The sequence below is a fragment of the Kribbella sp. NPDC058693 genome (assembly GCF_042715335.1).
Lineage (GTDB): Bacteria > Actinomycetota > Actinomycetes > Propionibacteriales > Kribbellaceae > Kribbella > Kribbella jiaozuonensis.
The window spans coordinates 1-16,483 of sequence record NZ_JBHXSQ010000003.1 but is presented as its reverse complement, the minus strand read 5'-3'; the positions used below and the strand labels follow the sequence as shown (position 1 = coordinate 16,483).

The following is a 16,483-nucleotide window of genomic DNA, read 5'->3' as shown; positions in this document are numbered from 1 at the left end:
GAGGAGAAACCGTGGGACAACCGGTCGTACTGATGCCAGGCCCGATGCATCCCGCCGTCGCCGAGGGTCTCGGTGACCACTGCGAGCTGATCCGGCTGTGGGAGGAGAGCGACCCCGACGCCGTACTCGCGGCCCGCCGGGACGAGATCGTTGCCGTCGCCACCGGTGGTACGACGATCGACGGTCCGTTCCTCGACGGGCTTCCCGCCGTACGGCTGGTTGCGAGCTTCGGCGTCGGGTACGACCGGATCGACGCGGGCGCCGCCGCCTCGCGTGGGGTCGTGGTCACGAACACGCCTGGGGTGCTGGACGACGAGGTTGCCGACACGGCGCTCGGTCTGCTGCTGATGACGGTCCGCGAGCTGGGGCGGGCCGAGCAGTACCTCCGCGAAGGCAGGTGGGCCGGCGGCCGCCCGTATCCGTTGACGCCGGCAACGTTGCACGGTCGCCGGATGGGCATCCTCGGCCTCGGCCGCATCGGCCAGGCCATCGCTGACCGCGTCCAGCCGTTCGGCGTATCCGTTGCCTACCACAACCGTCACCCGAAGGACGTCGACTACCCGTACTACTCGTCGTTGACGGAAATGGCCGCCAACGTAGACATCCTGATGATCGTCATCCCCGGCGGCGACAGCACCCGCCACCTGGTCGACGCGTCGGTCCTCAAGGCCCTCGGCCCCGACGGCATCCTCATCAACGTGGCCCGCGGCACGGTCGTCGACGAACAAGCCCTGGTCGACGCGCTCCGCACCAAGACGATCCTGTCCGCCGGCCTCGACGTCTTCGAACACGAGCCCAAGGTCCACCCCGACCTCCTCACCCTCCCCAACGCCGTCCTCCTCCCCCACGTAGGCTCCGCCACCATCCCCACCCGCACCGCCATGGCCAACCTCGTAGTCGACAACATCCGCCACTGGCTCTCAGACGGCACTCCCCTCACCCCCGTCCCCGAATCCACCGACCTGGTCAACTGACTGGGGTTCACCCCCGCGTGCTACGCAGCCGCTCTCCTCGTCGCTCCGCTCCTCACCGCGGCCGCTCCGCACGCACCCACCCGCCCCCCGGCTCATCGCCGGTGCATCCCTTCCGGCTATCGCCGGACGTGGCGGGCTACCGCCCGCAAGTGCGCGCTTATCGCGCGGTGACTACAGGGCCAGCGCCCGTCGGCCAAGCCACGCGGCGGCGAGGCTCGTGCCTAGCTGACCGCTGCAGCGTGGACCGGGTCGCCAGCGCGGTGGGCGATCAAGCCACACCTGCGAGCCGCGCCAGCCGACGTCGTGACGTGGGATCAGCGCGGGTCCTATGATGCGGAGCTGCTGCTATGCCCCTGAATGTGCGACGACCCAGCTCCCGCAGACGCGCCGGGACTCGGCAGCTTGAGGAGTTGCACACCAGCGAAGGCTGAAGAAGTCGGTGGCTCGGATCGATGAACGCTTCCTTGCGAGTCCTTTGAGCCCTGGCCTTGGAGCCAACGCTGAAGGTTTCGCCCACGGGCGCATTTCGCGCCCATATGCATCGATGTGTTGCCAATGTCCTGCTCCGTCATGCGTGCTCGTCAGTTCTCCAGCGCCTGCCGGAGAGCTTCGGGGTTTGCACCGCAGACATTGCCTGGCGCGCAGCCGCCGCTGGGAACAAAAGCCAGCACGGTTACGGATTGGCGATGGGCCGCTAGGAGAATCCGGGCGACCCAGCGTCCATCCTGGTCTGGTTCGATGGGCTCAGAGACGAACCATTGAGTCCTACCTCCCGAGACCCGGAGTATCGCGATCGCGAGCAGGTAGCCGTCTGCTCGGGAAGATTTGTACGTCCCGCGCATTTCTATCTGCCAGGCTCCGCCGTGTTCAGAGAACGAAACCGTATCCACACTGATACGGTCTCTGCCCGATTGGGATTCGCCTCCCGCTGCGCTAGCAGCTACTCCAATGACAGCAACAGCAATAGTTGCGCAGGAACCAATGAGGGCGACCAGAATTGTCTGCCAGCGCTCAACGCGCCCAACGGCGTGGGTGATGCGGCGGCGACTTCCAGCCAGCCTTCCCGGCTGGCGAATCTGCGTGTCGTTCGTCATCGCCGGGCCCCCAATTGACTGTGTGGCGATGTGTCGCTTCTGATGCTAAGGACTGCTCCTAGCCGCCGCATGAGTCGGATCGAAGAACTTCCTGAGGATTCCTGACACGCCGTCGCCTCGCCGATCAAGCAGGCGGCCGACCATCGTCCAAGTACCCGCAACGACACCGGCTTGACCGCGCGGCTGCGCTTGTCGATGGCTTCTGGGAATCAAGTCGCACCGCAAGCCACGCGCACAATCTGCGAAGAAGCGATACGCAACCGCCTAGCCGCCAAATTGGCCGTCGGCAGCGGCATCATCAGAGGTAGGCGGTTTCCCTGCGTCCCCTGGCCGCTCGATTGTCCGGCCATCTTGCGCGAGGCGTTACTACAGCTTCCGCTCGGGGCGTAGGACTGCGGTGGTTACGCGGGTCAGGAGCCAGTTGTTTGAGCGGGGTAGGGACCAGCCGAAGATGTCTCGGGTGCGGAGTGGCCAAGGTGTCGCGGCATGTCGGTTACACGAACGTCTCGCATTTCATCAAGGAGTTCCGGACGCGCTACGGGATGACGCCGGGCACGTACTTCAGCGAGCTCAACCACCGCGACGAGGTGCACTGACCCGATCCCGGCGGGATTGGGGCATTGCCCGGCAGGATCGCGGTACTGCGGGACACCCGCGTCGGATGTGCTGATCCACGGAAGCAACCGGCTCTCGCAGGGAAGGCGAACACACCATGCCCACCATCACGACCACCGACGGCGTCGAGATCTTCTACAAGGACTGGGGTACCGGCCGGCCGATCGTCTTCAGCCACGGCTGGCCGCTGTCGGCCGACGACTGGGACGCCCAACTGATGTTCTTCCTCGCGAACGGCTACCGGGTGATCGCGCACGACCGCCGCGGTCACGGCCGCTCCGAGCAGGTCGGCGACGGCCACGACATGGACCACTACGCCGACGACCTCGCCGCTCTGACCGCACACCTCGATCTGCACGACGCCGTCCACGTCGGGCACTCCGCCGGTGGCGGCGAGGTGGCTCGCTATGTCAGTCGCCACGGCGAGGGCCGGGTCGCGAAGGTCGTGCTGATCAGCGCAGTCACGCCGTACGTGATGGCCGCGGAGGGCCGGCCGGACGGGCTGCCCAAGCGCGTGTTCGACGACTTCCAGGCGCAGCTGGCCGGTCACCGCTCGGACTTCTTCCGAGCGGTGGCTTCGGGGCCGTTCTACGGCTTCAACCGGCCTGACGCCGAGCCGTCCGAGGCCGTCATCCAGAACTGGTGGCGGCAGGCGATGACGGGCGCGGCGAAGGCGGAGCACGACGAGATCGCCGCGTTCTGCGAGGACTTCACCGAGGACCTGAAGAAGATCAGCGTGCCGGTACTGGTGCTGCACGGTGAGGACGACCAGGTCGTCAACCCGGCCACCACCGCGCCGCGGGCAGCCGAACTCGTCGCGAACGGCACGCTCAAGACTTACCCCGGCTACCCGCACGGGATGCCGACCACCCACGCGGACGTCATCAACGCCGACTTGCTGGCCTTCATCCAGGGCTAGCGGGTGAGGGGGACCTCCTCGGTCAGGTGGGAGAGCTTCGAAGGGTTGCGGACGGAGTAGAGGCCGGTGATCTGGCCGTGGTCGATCCTCAGGGCGGTGACGGTGTCGATCTCGCCGTCGAAGCGGAGGATCAGGGCCGGCTGGCCGTTGATCTGGGTGAGTTCCAGGGTGGCTTCGGTTAGGTGGTCCACGGCGGCGGCGAGGAGGCGGGCCACCTTGTCGGCGCCGACGACCGGGCGCTGGACGGCCTGGACCACGCCGCCACCGTCGCCGAGGAAGACGACGTCGGGGGCGAGGATGTCGACCAGGCTTTGGAGGTCACCGGTCTCGATGGCTCGTTGGAAGGCGGCCAGGGCCTTGCGCGTCTCGGTGGGGCTGACGGGGCCGGCAGGGCGGCGCGCGGCCACGTGCGAGCGGGCCCGGTGGGCTATCTGGCGGACGGCGTCCGGCTTCTTGTCGACGGCCTCGGCGATTTCGTCGTACTCGAGGCCGAAGACCTCGCGGAGGACGAAGACGGCGCGCTCGGTGGGCTTGAGCGTTTCGAGGACCAGCAGCATTGCCATCGAGACGCTGTCGGCGAGCTCCACGTCATCGGCGACATCGGGGGCGGTGAGGAGCGGCTCGGGCAGCCACGGGCCGACGTACGACTCCTTGCGGCGGCCGAGGGTGCGGAGGCGCTGGAGGGCCTGGCGGCTGGCGATGCGGACCAGGTACGCGCGCTGGTCCAGGACCGTGTCGAGGTCGACGCCGACCCAACGCAGCCAGGTCTCCTGGAGAACGTCCTCGGCGTCCGCGGCCGAGCCGAGGAGCTCGTAGGCGACCGTGAACAGGAGGTTGCGATGGGCAACGAAAGCCTCGGTGGCTTTGTCGGTACCGGTCATGGCTGGACTCCTAGTGCGCGCGGGTATCGCCATCAGATGCCGCTCACCGGACTTCTGTGACACAAAGTCCGGTATGGCGCTCGTCACGTCCTGGGACCGTCACGGCGGCCGCGCCGGCGGCATCTCGTGGTCATCCAGTAGATCTCATGAATGAGGACGATGATGACCGAACCCCGTATCGACGTGATGCAGAACGAGCTCGGAGCGAAGCTGGCCAAGCGGCTGTTCGCGGTACACAACCTGCTTCAGCAGACCGGCCTGCCGCACGCGACGCAGAACCTGGTGATGCTGCGCGCCAGCCAGATCAACGGCTGCGGGCACTGCATCGACATCCACTCCAAGGAAGCTGCGGCGGAGGGTGAGACCGCCACTCGCCTGAACCTGGTCGCCGGGTGGCGGCACTCGACGGTCTTCACCGAGGAGGAGCAGGCTGCGCTGGCGCTCACCGAGGAGGCGACCCGGCTGGCCGACGCCTCTGAGGGCGTCTCCGATGAGACGTGGGCCCGGGCCGCGAAGTACTACGACGAGGACCAGCTGATCGCGCTGGTGACGCTGATCGCGATGATCAACGCCACCAACCGGATGGCCGTGACGCTCAACCAGCTCGGCGGCTCCTACGAGCCGGGCCTGATGTCAGCTGCCGTCAACGGCTAGATCCCAGATCCGCTCGGTCTCCCAGGCGTACTCCCAGGCCTGGATGTCGGGCGGTTCGATGCCGAGGCCGGTGAGGATGGCACAGACCTGCTCGCGGTGGTGGTTGGCGTGGTTGATCGCCTGGGCGATGAAGATGCCGACCCGGGTACCGCGGGTGTTGTTGTCGACGATGATCACGCGTTCGACGTCGATCGGCTGGGTCAGGAACACCTCCCACAGCGCGCCGGCCTCGGCGTTCCAGCCCTCGAGGGTCTCGAGGTCGGTCGCGGGGTCGCTGTCGACGTAGTCGAGCGGCCGGTCCACGATCCGGCGCAGGTAGCCGCCGTCGCACCGGACGATATGGTCGAGGGTCGCGAGAATGCCGCCGAACGTGCCGACGCCGGTGATCTCCAGCTGCTCGGCCGTGAGTTTCTGGTCCAGGCAGAACCGGATCAGGCTCCCGGTCGCCCAGTTGTTGTGCCGGATGGGGTCGTACAGCAGGTCGTTGAGTCCCATGCGGGCCAAGCTAGCCGCGCCGGCCCCGCCCGGGGTACTGGATTTCACCCCGGGCGCGGCGCGAGCCGTCAGCTGCTGGCGGCGATGTTCACCATCCAGTTGACGCCGAACTTGTCGGTCACCATGCCGAACTCGTCGCCCCACATCTGCTTCTCCAGCGGGACCGTCACCTTGCCGCCGTCGGCGGACAGCTTCTCGTAGTACCCGCGCAGCTCGTCGCCGTCGCCGCTCAGGCTGATCGAGATGTTGTCGCCCGGGTTGTACGGCATGCCCTGCGGGGTGTCGGCCGCCATCAGCGTGAACCCGCTCGGGGTCTCGAGCTGCGCGTGCATCAGCAGGTCGTCGTCCTCCGGCCCGTGGCCCGAACCGAACTCCTTGAAGGTGTTCTGGGCCACCTCACCGCCGAAGACTCCCTGGTAGAACTCCATCGCCGGACGGGCTTCGCTCTTGAACTGAATGTACGGATTGAGCCGGGATGCCATCGAATCTTTCCTTCCCCCAACGGCCGGACCCTCTGGTACGGCGCTCATGCCCGCACAGTAAACCCGGCCGCCGACAGTCCGCGACCCTTCGAACCCGGCCATCCGGTTAAGGTCTCGGCATGATCCCGCGACACATCACCATCGATGCCGGCAACCCCTACGACCTCGCGCAATTCTGGAGTACCGTCACCGGCTGGCCGGTCGCCGACGGGGACGAGCCGGGCGACGACGAGGTGCTGGTGGTGGCGCCCGCGCCGGTCCCCGGGCTGCTGTTCATCGCAGTACCGGAAGGCAAGACCGTGAAGAACCGCGTGCACCTCGACTGGGGTCCCACCGAGCGCACCCGCAACGAAGAGGTCGAGCGCATCCTCTCCCTCGGCGGCACGATCCACGAGGACCACCGGATGCCCGACGGCCGCGGCTGGGTCACCATGAAGGACCCCGAGGGCAACGAATTCTGCGTGGAGCGGAGCGAGGCGGAACGCGCCGGCTGACTCCATCCGGTCTAGCCAGAAACCTATGCGTGGGTCGGATCTTCAGGGATGCTTGGGGAATGAAGTGGTGGTGGCGGAGGAAGAAGAAGCAGGCTGCCGAGGACGGGGAACCTCGGCGGCGCGGCCTGCGGCGGGACGAGGTCAAGGACCTCCGGGCTCGTCTGACGGGTGAGGGGTACACGCTGAAGCACTGACCGCTCGATGCAACCAATCGGGTGGTCTGAAGCGTTTAGTAAGTGGGGGGCCGGGGGGATGCACCAGGTTCGGGGCGCGCCGCGACATGTCGCGGCGCGGAGACGACGACTCAAGCTGGGGGGTGTCGGCACGCTGAAACAGGCCCAAAACCATCCGCAGCACGAGCGTGTATCGATACTCCGGGCGTTCCTCGGGTCAGTCGCCTCGATCTTCGTCACCCTGGTGGTACTGGCGGTCCTCGCCGGCGCGCTCGTCGTACTCGAGCCGCGGACCACCGATGCCGACACCACGGCCGACGGCACCGGCTCGTACAGCGTGCCGACGAAAGGCCCCGGCCTGTACGGCTCGGGCACGCTCGGCCCGTGGCAGGACCTGATCCGGCGGATCTCGCCCGAGGACCAGATCCGCGACACGCTCACGTTCGACGGCATCTTCCTGTTCGGCGACAGCATCGCCGTACAGGACAGCGCGGCCCTCGAGCGTCGGCTCGCGGACAGCACCGGCGACTCGATCGCCTTCCACGACTGGTCCGGTCAGCCGGCCTCGGCTGCGGTCGACGCACTCGAGGAGTGGTCGCGCGACTACGGTCTGCCCCGGCGGATCGTGATGGCAGTCGGTACGAACGACATCTTCGACCCACCCGCGTTCGCCGCCCAGGTCGAGCGCGCGATGAAGATCGCCGGGCCAGATCGGACCGTGTACTGGGTGAACGTGTACGTCAGCCGCACGAAGCAGCCGACCGCCGTACGGGACGCGGACCTCGCGAACAGCGCCTGGGTCAACCAGGAGCTCAACGAGGCAGCAGCCGTCCACCCGAACCTGCGGATCATCGACTGGTCCTCGTTCCTCACCTCCCGGCCGAACGGGCCCACGCCGTACCTGCGCGACGGCGTGCACACCAGCGAGCCGCTCGGCGGCAGCGCCCGCAACGAGCTGATCGCCGAGGCGATCAAGAGCGGGCCGTAGGACAACCTCCGGACCTCCCTCCGCGTCCGCAGTACGGGAGGGACGAGCCATGTCACGCACCAGCATCCGAGGTTGGTCGACCTCAGCCGCCATCATCGTGGTGCTGACCGCGTTCCTGCTGGCGCTCCTGCACTTCGACGCCCCGGCCGCACATGCGAAGACGACCACGTCGGCCATCAGCACAGGAAGCTACGGATCCGGCACGCTCGGTTCCTGGCAGGGGAACAACCGGGTCATCTCCAGCGGCGCCCACGTCCGCCACGTCGTTTCGACGAACGGCGTCGTGCTGTTCGGCGACAGCATCGCCGTACAGGACGGCGAAGCACTCGGCCGGCTTCTCGGACAACAGCTGGGTACGACGTTCGCGGAGTACAGCTGGTCCGGCCAGCCGACCTCGGCCGCCGTCGACGCGATGGCCTCCTGGGCGCATACGTACGGCCTGCCGAAGCGGATCGTGATGGCGGTCGGGTCGAACGACATCTTCGATCCGCCCGCGTTCGCCGGGCAGGTCGAGCGCGCACTCCGGATCGCCGGCCCGGGCCGGACCGTGTACTGGGTCAACGTCCAGGTCTCCCGCACCGACGAGCCGCCGTCTGTCCAGGTCGCCGATCAACGCAACAGCGAATGGATCGATCTGCAACTGGAGCAGGCGGTCTCACATCACCCGAATCTGCGGATCGTGCCATGGGCCGAATTCCTTGCCGCGCGTCCCGACCGGATCCACACCGACCTGCGTGACGGCCGGCACACCACCGTGCCGGCCGGTCAGAACGCGCGGAATGCCCTGATTCTGCAGGCGATCCGGCGCGGCTGACACTGCCCTTCCGGGCAACGCCGAACCGGAGTGGCCGATCCGACGCAACTTTTTACCCCCCTCAAAACATCTATTAGACAGAGGATGCCGACCGCAACCTTTGACGGTCCGCCGAACGTTTCCTGAGCACACCGCCACACACACCCTGACCATTTTTCCCGGGGAGCGCCCTACCCGAATTCAGGTCTAGGCCAGAAGAGGCATGCGTGAAGCATGTGGGGAGGACCAACGATGCCCGCGAGACATCTGCGCACGACCAGAACGACGCTCCGGCTGATGATCCCGTTGCTCGTCAGCGCCGCCGTACTGGCCGCCGTACTGGTGATCCCGTGGGGCGGCTCCGAGCCGGAGGCGGCCCCGGACCCGACCGTGAGTCACACCCCTGAACCGCCGACCGCACCGCCGACCCCGGCGAAGCAGAACACCTACACGTGCCCGGCATACAGCGGGATCGACCACACGAACCCGGTCGCGAACCTGTACCAGGACAAGTTCACCTGGGGTACGACGCCGCCGACGAAGGTCGGTGACGGCAAGGGGAACATCAACTGGCGGATCAACCCGGACAAGAACCCGAGCTGGTACATGTGGCTGCACTCGCTTCGTTGGCTGGGGCAAGGAATCGAGGCCGGCGCGCGCGGCGACAAGCGGGCGCTGCAGCGGGTGAGCAACATCGCGCGGGACTGGGTCAACGACAACCCGTACTCGTGGAAGTCCGACGTCGGCGCGTACGAGTCGACCATGCACCGCACCAACGTGCTGATCTGCCTGCGGCAGGCGGTGCTGTCCGGGTTGCACGTGGTCAAGCTCCCGCTGACGTACACGTGGCTGGACGATGCGCTGATGGAGCACGCGTGGTTCCTGCAGAAGAACTACAGCGGCGACTGGAACCACGGCACCGATGAGAGCCTGGCGCTGTTCGGGATCGGCTGCACGCTGCAGCGGAACGATCTGAAGAAGATCGCGTCCGATCGGCTGACGAGTGCGATCAAGACCTCGATCGACACGCAGGGGTCCACGAACGAGCAGTCGACGGCGTACGCGCAGTTCAACTACACGCTCTGGGGACGGGCGATCGACGTACTGCGGAAGTGCGGGGTCGATCCCGGTACGACGATCATCGCGCGGCGCCGGGAACTGGCGAAATGGCTCGCGCTCGCGACCAACTCGCTCGGGAACCTGCCACAGCTTGGCGACTCCGAGGTCGTACGGACGTCACCCGTTCCCGGGACCGTTCTCGAGTACGCCGGGACGCTCGGCAAGCAGGGGATCAGGCCGACGCAGCGGATCGGGATCTTCGACGCCGGGTACATCTTCGGGCGGACCGGGTGGGGCGAGAAGCGGCCGTTCACGCAGGAGTCGACGTACAGCATCCGGTTCGGGCCGTCGCAGAAGCTGCACGGGCACAACGACCACACCTCCGTCACGTACACCTCGCACGGGCGGGACATCCTGATCGACGGCGGGCATGCCGGGTACAAGGTGGACGACTGGCGGTTCTGGGCGAAGAGCCAGTTCGCGCACAACGAGCTGACGGTGAAGTCGGCGACCGGGCACCCGGAGACCAAGCTGACGCGGTCGTCGATCGGCGCGACGTCCGAGTTCTACGAGCTGCACGACTCGCTCGGCGCCGGCCTCGACCGGACCCGCGGCGTACTCGTGCTGAAGGACCCGGACCTGATGGTGGTGCTGGACCGCGGGACGTCTTCTTCGGATCAGGATTACTCGACGCTCTGGCACCTGCCGTCGGATCAGAAGGTGGTTGTCAGCGGCAACGACCGCGCGGTGGCGGCCAAGCCGGGCGATCGGGTGAAGACGACGCTGCTGCAGATCCCGTTCCAGCAGCAGACGACGCCGATCGAGGTGGTCTCCGGTTCGCAGGATCCGATCCAGGGGTGGCACTACGCGACGATCGACAAGCGGGTTGCGGCGCCGGTGGTGAAGTTCAACCGCTCCGGCCACGACGCGACCATCCTGTCCGTGATCGCGCCGACCCGCACCAACGCCCTCGTCAGCTACACGACCTCACAGCAGGGGTCCCGGATGCTGGTCAACCTGAAGGTGGACGGGGTGACCACGGTCATCGCCGTCTCCGCAGACGGGACCCTGCAGCGGATCAAGTAGTGCTCTTGGGCTTCCAGTCGCTGGGCGGGTCCTCGCCGACCCGCCCGTCGACGGCCTCGCGGATGAGGTCGGCGTGGCCGGTGTGGCGGCCGTACTCCTCGATCAGGTCGCAGACCAGGCGGCGGAGGCTCGCGTGCTGCCCGTCCGGCCAGCTGATGTCGGCCGGCTGGTCGAGTCCGCCGTCCGCGATGGCCGTGGCCAACGTCTGGCGGGAACGCTCAACCGCGCCGTCCCACAGGGCGTACAGCTCTTCCGGGGTGTTGTCGACAGCGGAGTCGAACTCCCAGTCGTTGTCGTCGCGCCAGCCGTTCTGCACCCACGGACCGTCCATCGGCAGCCCGCGGAACTTCACGTTGAACATGTAGTCCTCGTTCGCCGCGAGATGCTTCATCAGCCCGCCGAGCGTGATCGACGACGCCCCGATCCGCGTGTTCAGCCCGTCGGCATCCAGGTCGTCCACCTTGTAGCGAAACGTCGTACGCAACCGATCCAACGCCCCGACCAGATGCTCGGCATCGGTCCCGGCGATCGGCGGTTCCCACCAGGGCGAAACCCACTCGTTCTCAGCCATGGCAGCACCGTAAACCCCATTCCGGACGCTCCCCTTCCGGAACTAATCGGCAAGGTTTCGGCGGACGACGACGTTGTGCATCGCCCGGGTGCGGTTCTCGGCGTACGGCGTGAAGCCGGCGTCGAGGAAGGTGGTCAGGACGCCGCGGCCCGGGTCGGCGGGCATGGTCTTGACGGGGTAGGCCTCGATGAGGCGGGCGCCTTCGGTGCGGGCGTACTCGACGGCTGCTTCGATCAACGGCAGGGTCAGGCCGCGGCGGCGGTAGCCGGCCTTGACGAACAGGCAGTTGATCGCCCAGATCGAGTCGTCGTCGGGGTCGTCGATCGGCAGCACGCGTGAGTGGACGATCGCGTGGTACTCCGGCCGCGGCGCCACTGCGCACCACGCGGCCGGGCGCTGGTCGACGTACCCGATGAGGCCGACCGGCATGCCTGCTTGGACGAAGCGCTCGAGGGCGGCGCGGTTCTTCTCGTTGCCGGCGAATTCGCGAGGGGGCAAGCGGCGCGCCATGCACCAGCAGCCGCGCGTGCCGCCGCTGGGTCCGAAGAGCTCGACCAGGTCGTCCCATCGCTCCTGGTCAACGGGGTGGACCTCCATCGACGCATTCAACCACGGGAATCCGGTCGCGCTCGCTGGTCGGCCGTGGAAGGGTCGGGCACCATGAGCGCCTCCGACCTGACCGGCTTCCTTCGCGGGCGGGGCGTTGACGCGCTTGACGTCGTACCCCTTCTCGGCGGCGAAAAGAACCGCAGCTGGCTGGTCGACGGCGCCTTTGTTGCCCGGAGCTACAGCTCCAGTACTGCTGCCGAGGTGGAGTATGAGCTGGCTGCGACCGAGTTCCTCGCGCGTCGCGGATTCCCAACGCCCGCTCCGATCGCGGCCGACGACGGATCATTGTGGGGCTGGATCGACGGCCGCCCAGCGGCGCTCTTCGCGTACGCCGCCGGCGCGCATCCAACCGACCTGATCGACGGGTACTTCTCGACCGACCTGCAACTCGGCCGCGCCGCCGCAGCGCTTGCTGCCCAGCTGCACACCCTGACCGCAGACCAGACCTTCCCCGGCCGACGGACCACGCGACTCGATCCCCTCGAGCGCATCGAGTCGTTCCTGCGCTCGCCGTACGCCGATCTGCCGGTCCTTCGAGATGCGACCCATCACCTGACTGTGTTGCGGCAGAAGATCGCGGCCGTCTACGCCAACCCAGCCGGCCTCCGCCAAGGCCTGGTCCACAACGACATCAGCGCCGTCAACCTCCTCCTCGACCGGTCCGGCGACATCACCGCCCTCATCGACTTCGACGACTGCATGACGTCCTTCCACCTCTACGACCTAGGCCGAATCGCCGAAACCTGGGCCCGCACCCCCGACCACCACGCCGACCCCACCCGCATCCACCAACTCATCGAGGCGTACGCCGCAACCCGCCCCCTCACCACCCGCGAATCCGACCTAGCCCTCGACTTCATCGCCACCTACGCCGCCGCCACCGGAGCCGACTACCTCACCAACCTGCCCCACGTAGATAGCCCCACCGACAGCTACTCGATGCTCTTCTTCCTCGACCTGATCGGAGAGCGATGAGGCCGAACGGCCGGCTGGAGTGCGTTGGGGGAGGTGGATCCGCGAGTCAGAATTGATGGATGGACGACCCGCGTGCTCAGCTCGAGCGTGAGCGGCAAAAGACGATCGAGCGCCTGGCGAGTTTGACCGAGGACTTCGACAAGGTCGTGGCTGCGTCGCGCGACAGCAACGCCGACGACGAGCACGATCCTGAGGGTTCGACGATTGCGTTCGAGCGATCCCAACTCGGTGCGCTCACCGAGCAGGCCCAGAGGACACTGACGGAGATCGATGCCGCCCTGGCACGCGTTGCGGCCGGAACCTACGCGACGTGCGAGCGCTGCGGCCGACCGATCTCGGCAGAGCGGCTTCAAGCGCGTCCGGTGGTCCGCACCTGCATCGACTGTGCGTCCGGCAGATGACACCACAACCTGCACCACGGACAGCGAAGTTACTAACCCCCAGCCTCAGAGAGTGACCTCTGACCTGGGGGTTTGGTGGAGCCGCCTATCGGAATCGAACCGACGACCTTCTCATTACGAGTCCTTCCGTGGGCGTCCAGACGCAGACGACCCCCGATCCTGAGCGCTAGTTGTGCCCAGTGATCGAGGGTCGTTGACGGCTGTTCCTGGCCCGCCGGGGGCCTCTGAGGGGCCTCGCCCGAGCTACTTCTCCTCGGCGGGCTCCTCAGCTGGTTTCACATCGATGGGCTTCTCTTGATCCCCGTCGACCGGCCTGCCCTTGTCGTCGCGCTTCCGCTTTGACGCATCTTGCGCCAACCCCGCGCTTCCGAAAAGGAAAGCCAGTGCCACGCCGATCAACCACCAGCGGGAGATTGATTGGTCCTGGAAGATGAGGACGCCTCCCAGGCTGCCGATCACGATGAACGCGACAGCGAGCCCGATGCCGAATGGGTCGCGGCGTAGATCGAGCTCGGCGGACATCCGCACTGCTTGTCGTTTAATCAGGGCGTCGTACGCATCACGGGCCGGATGCGTCTCTGGCAGAGCATTCATGGCTGCGATATCGCGGTCGGCGTCGTCCCGCAGGCTCTTGCGGTTGTTGCGATTGCCGATCAAGGGCACTCCCGCACTCAGCACCCCGCCAATCGCGACCACGATCTGACCGACGAGTTCGTTATCCATGCGCGAGAGGGTACGTCGCTCCTGCCGCAGCAGGAAGACCAAGAACGTTGCTTCGAACAATGCGCTCGCCTCGCGTCTTCCGGTCTGCCGTTCAGCCCACGCGTAGCGCAATGAGGAGCTGACTCGGCTGAGCGGCAGACGGGAAGACGCACCCCGACCCCCGACCAAAGCCCCGGGCCGAATCGGACCCGTCATCCCGGAGTCGTGAGGCCCCGCCGGAGGCGTTGCACTTGGCTCTGCTGAAAGACACCGAGAGCGGGCGCGGGCGGTGAACGACCGGAGGCCGCATGCGCACGCCCGCGCCGCCCGCTGAAGGCACGCCTTGATCCATAAGGCTAAATCCGGCAGTGGGCTCGGCGTCACCCGTGCGATCCGCCAACTGATTCACGACAGGCTAGGAGACTGACGACCACCTGAGACGGCCAGCCTGCCGGTGCGCGGACAGGCGTACTTGTCGCAGAATGGCACCATGTCCGGAGACGAGCACGAGTTCACCGATGACGCAGGTTTGAGCGACGAATCGCACGTCTTAGTCTATCCCGAGACCGCCGAGGCAACCGCAGAGGCCTTCGGAGCCGGGGTCGTCGTGGTCCGGGTGACAACGACGGCGACAGGTCAGCGGGGCCCGGGCCCGACGACCACGATGGGCTACCCAATCACTAAGACCTACACCATCCACGAATCAGAGGCCGTGGATGGAGTCATCCAGTACGAGCTACTTGAAGATGGACAAGTCGTCTGGGTCGGCACCGGCGACGACAGAGTAGACGGCTTGCTACAGGTCATCATGAGCATCACCGGTGAGGGACCTGAGGTACCAGACAACTAGCTCCGCGCCTCGCTGTCACACGGCCCGAATCGCCTCGGTGAGTTCGTCGATGTGGGCGATCGCGGCGTCGGCTCCAACTGCGGCCAGATCGGCGACGTTGCCGGGCTTGTTGGCGTAGCCGAGGCTCGCGGCTCCGATCGCACGGGCGGCCTGTACGGTCCGTGGCCTGGTCGCCGATCAGGGTGCAGGCGTCGGGCTCCACGGCTAGGGCCTGGGCGGCTCGCTCGATCAGGTGCGGGCTCGGCTTCATGAGAGCCGGATCGGATGCGTCGCGAGCCTCGATGTGCTGGACGAGACCGGTCAAGCCGACTCCGTCGAGGTAGGCGCGCACTGATGCGCCGGTGTTGTTGCTCACGATCGCGAGTGGTCGGCCAGCGTCCCGGCAGGTGGTCAAGAAGGCTTCCCACACTCGGGGTTGGTGTGGCGCTTTCGACGGCCTTGATCTCGGCGGTCTGGATGGCTTCCTCGACGTGGCGGCCCAACTCGGGAGATACCTCGGCGGCAGCGCTCTCCTCGCGGCGGACCTCTCAGCGAGGGCAACTGGAAGCGCTTCGGTTCGCTGGACGGCAGCCACCCGCGATCGGCGTTCCCGGGTTCTGGGTGCACGACCTGCGGCACACTGCTGCGTCCATCTGGCTGGCCGCTGGAGCTGGCCCGAAGGTGGTTCAGCGCATCCTCGGGGACGCCACTGCCGCGATGACGATAGACCTCTACGGCCACCTGCTAGACGACAGCCTTTGGGACGCGGCGCAGAAGGTTCACTGCCCACACCGGGGGCTCTCGGGGCCTCGAACGGCTCCGCCGCCGAAACGACAGAACCCCAGCCGAGGAAACTTCCCTCTGACCTGGGGGTCTGGTGGAGCCGCCTGTCGGAATCGAACCGACGACCTTCTCATTACGAGTGAGACGCTCTGCCGACTGAGCTAAGGCGGCGGGTGCCGAGGCAAGAGTGTAGCGGGAGTCGGGGGGTGATTCCGAATCGGTTGTCCGGTGGAGGGGTGGGGCTGTGGGGTGGATCACCCGGGCCGGGGGCGGGTGGGGAACCCGGGTGGGGCGGCGTACGTCGGACGGGCCAGGGAATAAGTGGTGGAATAAATGCTGTAGGAAATGCGTTGACGTACCACAGCGGGATGGGTGAGACTATTCCCCGCAAGGACCAAACCCTGAGGAGAGATCGTGATCGGCGCAAGCACCCTGACAAAGACCTGGCGGCGTGGCCGCATGGTTTTGTCGGCATGTGCGCGGCCCGGCACCGACAACACCTTCGAATACCACCGGCTCAGCATCGAGCCGGGCCCGTGGGCGGGCGGTTCGCCTGGGTAGTCTCCGACTGGGGAGACCTCCAGGAGCCGTCTGAGCCGGGCACCGGCAGCAGGCGGCTCTTTTCTTTTGCCCGGAATCCGGGTCAGCTACGCATGCAATTAATTCGGTATTCACGGATACCGGCACGAACAATTGACAACTGAATTCGCGAATTACCAGCTGTAGGCCAGCGGCAAGGCCACCTCATTTGGGTTGAGGGCGTCGGAGGTTCGAGTCCTTCCAGCTGGACTAGGGGGTGGCTGACGGCTCCGCGCCGTAGCGAGCAGGTGCTCGGTGCGGTGCATCGGCGCGCGGGGGCGAAGGTCTCGATGCGGAGCATCGTGGCCTTTGCACCCGTGCGGCGAG

The 16,483-nt window shown here is 66.8% G+C and carries 20 protein-coding genes and 2 tRNA genes; 13 read left to right on the top strand and 9 right to left on the bottom strand.

Features of this window, described 5'->3' with window-relative positions; genetic code table 11:
• The first annotated feature begins 11 nt into the window (after window positions 1-11).
• Window positions 12-974: a 2-hydroxyacid dehydrogenase gene (locus tag ACFWUU_RS17885; RefSeq protein WP_380176919.1), complete on the top strand. Its 963-nt coding sequence runs from the start codon at window positions 12-14 to the stop codon at window positions 972-974.
• A 581-nt stretch (window positions 975-1,555) separates the two neighbouring features.
• On the opposite strand, the gene ACFWUU_RS17880 is transcribed toward ACFWUU_RS17885, so the two are convergent.
• Complete coding sequence (locus ACFWUU_RS17880; RefSeq protein WP_137256369.1) at window positions 1,556-2,068, bottom strand: hypothetical protein; 513 nt, start codon at window positions 2,066-2,068, stop codon at window positions 1,556-1,558.
• A gap of 467 nt (window positions 2,069-2,535) precedes the next feature.
• On the opposite strand from ACFWUU_RS17880, the gene ACFWUU_RS17875 reads away from it, so the two are divergent.
• Window positions 2,536-2,664, top strand: a complete 129-nt coding sequence (locus tag ACFWUU_RS17875) for an AraC family transcriptional regulator (RefSeq protein WP_170989849.1) — start codon at window positions 2,536-2,538, stop codon at window positions 2,662-2,664.
• Between the two features lie 116 nt (window positions 2,665-2,780).
• Entirely contained in the window at window positions 2,781-3,602 is an 822-nt protein-coding gene (locus tag ACFWUU_RS17870; RefSeq protein WP_380176917.1) for an alpha/beta fold hydrolase, read from the top strand.
• On the opposite strand, the gene ACFWUU_RS17865 is transcribed toward ACFWUU_RS17870, so the two are convergent.
• On the bottom strand, window positions 3,599-4,483 hold the full coding sequence (locus ACFWUU_RS17865) for an RNA polymerase sigma-70 factor (RefSeq protein WP_202877799.1): 885 nt from the start codon (window positions 4,481-4,483) through the stop codon (window positions 3,599-3,601). The genes ACFWUU_RS17870 and ACFWUU_RS17865 overlap by 4 nt on opposite strands.
• A 162-nt stretch (window positions 4,484-4,645) precedes the next feature.
• On the opposite strand from ACFWUU_RS17865, the gene ACFWUU_RS17860 reads away from it, so the two are divergent.
• A complete protein-coding gene (locus ACFWUU_RS17860) occupies window positions 4,646-5,137 on the top strand; it encodes a carboxymuconolactone decarboxylase family protein (protein ID WP_380176915.1) in 492 nt (163 codons plus the stop codon).
• On the opposite strand, the gene ACFWUU_RS17855 is transcribed toward ACFWUU_RS17860, so the two are convergent.
• Both ACFWUU_RS17855 and ACFWUU_RS17850 read right to left on the bottom strand, forming a co-directional pair.
• Complete coding sequence (locus ACFWUU_RS17855) at window positions 5,117-5,632, bottom strand: DinB family protein (RefSeq protein ID WP_380176913.1); 516 nt, start codon at window positions 5,630-5,632, stop codon at window positions 5,117-5,119. The genes ACFWUU_RS17860 and ACFWUU_RS17855 overlap by 21 nt on opposite strands.
• A 68-nt stretch (window positions 5,633-5,700) precedes the next feature.
• A complete protein-coding gene (locus tag ACFWUU_RS17850) occupies window positions 5,701-6,114 on the bottom strand; it encodes a VOC family protein (protein ID WP_137256363.1) in 414 nt (137 codons plus the stop codon).
• 119 nt (window positions 6,115-6,233) lie between these two features.
• Between ACFWUU_RS17850 and ACFWUU_RS17845 the strand changes: the two genes are divergently transcribed.
• The 5 genes from ACFWUU_RS17845 to ACFWUU_RS17825 all read left to right on the top strand — a co-directional run bounded on the left by ACFWUU_RS17845 (window position 6,234) and on the right by ACFWUU_RS17825 (window position 10,707).
• The gene (locus ACFWUU_RS17845; RefSeq protein ID WP_380176911.1) at window positions 6,234-6,608 is read left to right on the top strand and encodes a VOC family protein; all 375 of its coding nucleotides are present in this window, start codon (window positions 6,234-6,236) and stop codon (window positions 6,606-6,608) included.
• Window positions 6,609-6,667: 59 nt separating this feature from the next.
• On the top strand, window positions 6,668-6,802 hold the full coding sequence (locus ACFWUU_RS17840) for a hypothetical protein (protein WP_267901759.1): 135 nt from the start codon (window positions 6,668-6,670) through the stop codon (window positions 6,800-6,802).
• A 223-nt stretch (window positions 6,803-7,025) separates the two neighbouring features.
• Window positions 7,026-7,769 (top strand): hypothetical protein, encoded by a 744-nt coding sequence (locus ACFWUU_RS17835; protein WP_380176909.1) that lies wholly within the window; start codon window positions 7,026-7,028, stop codon window positions 7,767-7,769.
• Window positions 7,770-7,818: 49 nt separating this feature from the next.
• Window positions 7,819-8,583, top strand: a complete 765-nt coding sequence (locus ACFWUU_RS17830; RefSeq protein WP_380176907.1) for a hypothetical protein — start codon at window positions 7,819-7,821, stop codon at window positions 8,581-8,583.
• 231 nt (window positions 8,584-8,814) lie between these two features.
• A complete protein-coding gene (locus ACFWUU_RS17825; protein WP_380176905.1) occupies window positions 8,815-10,707 on the top strand; it encodes a heparinase II/III family protein in 1,893 nt (630 codons plus the stop codon).
• Here the strand turns inward: ACFWUU_RS17825 and ACFWUU_RS17820 are convergent.
• Together ACFWUU_RS17820 and ACFWUU_RS17815 are read right to left on the bottom strand one after the other, a co-directional pair.
• Entirely contained in the window at window positions 10,700-11,278 is a 579-nt protein-coding gene (locus ACFWUU_RS17820; protein ID WP_380176903.1) for a DUF664 domain-containing protein, read from the bottom strand. The two genes, ACFWUU_RS17825 and ACFWUU_RS17820, sit on opposite strands and share 8 nt — an antisense overlap.
• Before the next feature lie 42 nt (window positions 11,279-11,320).
• Entirely contained in the window at window positions 11,321-11,875 is a 555-nt protein-coding gene (locus tag ACFWUU_RS17815; RefSeq protein WP_380176901.1) for a GNAT family N-acetyltransferase, read from the bottom strand.
• 63 nt (window positions 11,876-11,938) lie between these two features.
• Here ACFWUU_RS17815 and ACFWUU_RS17810 point away from each other — a divergent pair, with 63 nt between their 5' ends.
• A complete protein-coding gene (locus ACFWUU_RS17810) occupies window positions 11,939-12,862 on the top strand; it encodes a phosphotransferase (protein WP_380176899.1) in 924 nt (307 codons plus the stop codon).
• A 59-nt stretch (window positions 12,863-12,921) separates the two neighbouring features.
• Window positions 12,922-13,263 carry a TraR/DksA family transcriptional regulator gene (locus tag ACFWUU_RS17805; protein WP_380176897.1) on the top strand — a complete coding sequence of 114 codons (342 nt, stop codon included), beginning with the start codon at window positions 12,922-12,924 and terminating at the stop codon, window positions 13,261-13,263.
• Between the two features lie 243 nt (window positions 13,264-13,506).
• Here the strand turns inward: ACFWUU_RS17805 and ACFWUU_RS17800 are convergent, their stop codons facing one another.
• A complete protein-coding gene (locus tag ACFWUU_RS17800; RefSeq protein WP_380176895.1) occupies window positions 13,507-13,986 on the bottom strand; it encodes a hypothetical protein in 480 nt (159 codons plus the stop codon).
• A gap of 469 nt (window positions 13,987-14,455) precedes the next feature.
• Between ACFWUU_RS17800 and ACFWUU_RS17795 the strand changes: the two genes are divergently transcribed.
• On the top strand, window positions 14,456-14,815 hold the full coding sequence (locus tag ACFWUU_RS17795) for a hypothetical protein (RefSeq protein WP_380176894.1): 360 nt from the start codon (window positions 14,456-14,458) through the stop codon (window positions 14,813-14,815).
• Here ACFWUU_RS17795 and ACFWUU_RS17790 read toward each other — a convergent pair.
• On the bottom strand, window positions 14,781-15,224 hold the full coding sequence (locus ACFWUU_RS17790; protein WP_380176892.1) for an HAD family hydrolase: 444 nt from the start codon (window positions 15,222-15,224) through the stop codon (window positions 14,781-14,783). The genes ACFWUU_RS17795 and ACFWUU_RS17790 overlap by 35 nt on opposite strands.
• Window positions 15,225-15,672: 448 nt before the next feature.
• A tRNA-Thr gene (locus tag ACFWUU_RS17785) sits at window positions 15,673-15,748 on the bottom strand.
• A 545-nt stretch (window positions 15,749-16,293) separates the two neighbouring features.
• Here ACFWUU_RS17785 and ACFWUU_RS17780 point away from each other — a divergent pair.
• Window positions 16,294-16,366 (top strand) — tRNA-Pro (locus ACFWUU_RS17780).
• Window positions 16,367-16,483: the final 117 nt, after the last annotated feature.

Bases quoted from the DNA above. Each gene is read 5' to 3' on its own strand.
- ACFWUU_RS17855 (WP_380176913.1), bottom strand. From the start codon at position 5,632: ATGGGACTCAACGACCTGCTGTACGACCCCATCCGGCACAACAACTGG.
- ACFWUU_RS17845 (WP_380176911.1), top strand. From the start codon at position 6,234: ATGATCCCGCGACACATCACCATCGATGCCGGCAACCCCTACGACCTC.
- ACFWUU_RS17805 (WP_380176897.1), top strand. From the start codon at position 12,922: ATGGACGACCCGCGTGCTCAGCTCGAGCGTGAGCGGCAAAAGACGATC.
- ACFWUU_RS17850 (WP_137256363.1), bottom strand. From the start codon at position 6,114: ATGGCATCCCGGCTCAATCCGTACATTCAGTTCAAGAGCGAAGCCCGT.
- ACFWUU_RS17860 (WP_380176915.1), top strand. From the start codon at position 4,646: ATGACCGAACCCCGTATCGACGTGATGCAGAACGAGCTCGGAGCGAAG.
- ACFWUU_RS17870 (WP_380176917.1), top strand. From the start codon at position 2,781: ATGCCCACCATCACGACCACCGACGGCGTCGAGATCTTCTACAAGGAC.
- ACFWUU_RS17810 (WP_380176899.1), top strand. From the start codon at position 11,939: ATGAGCGCCTCCGACCTGACCGGCTTCCTTCGCGGGCGGGGCGTTGAC.
- ACFWUU_RS17830 (WP_380176907.1), top strand. From the start codon at position 7,819: ATGTCACGCACCAGCATCCGAGGTTGGTCGACCTCAGCCGCCATCATC.
- ACFWUU_RS17800 (WP_380176895.1), bottom strand. From the start codon at position 13,986: ATGGATAACGAACTCGTCGGTCAGATCGTGGTCGCGATTGGCGGGGTG.
- ACFWUU_RS17795 (WP_380176894.1), top strand. From the start codon at position 14,456: ATGTCCGGAGACGAGCACGAGTTCACCGATGACGCAGGTTTGAGCGAC.
- ACFWUU_RS17820 (WP_380176903.1), bottom strand. From the start codon at position 11,278: ATGGCTGAGAACGAGTGGGTTTCGCCCTGGTGGGAACCGCCGATCGCC.
- ACFWUU_RS17865 (WP_202877799.1), bottom strand. From the start codon at position 4,483: ATGACCGGTACCGACAAAGCCACCGAGGCTTTCGTTGCCCATCGCAAC.
- ACFWUU_RS17815 (WP_380176901.1), bottom strand. From the start codon at position 11,875: ATGGAGGTCCACCCCGTTGACCAGGAGCGATGGGACGACCTGGTCGAG.
- ACFWUU_RS17840 (WP_267901759.1), top strand. From the start codon at position 6,668: ATGAAGTGGTGGTGGCGGAGGAAGAAGAAGCAGGCTGCCGAGGACGGG.
- ACFWUU_RS17880 (WP_137256369.1), bottom strand. From the start codon at position 2,068: ATGACGAACGACACGCAGATTCGCCAGCCGGGAAGGCTGGCTGGAAGT.
- ACFWUU_RS17825 (WP_380176905.1), top strand. From the start codon at position 8,815: ATGCCCGCGAGACATCTGCGCACGACCAGAACGACGCTCCGGCTGATG.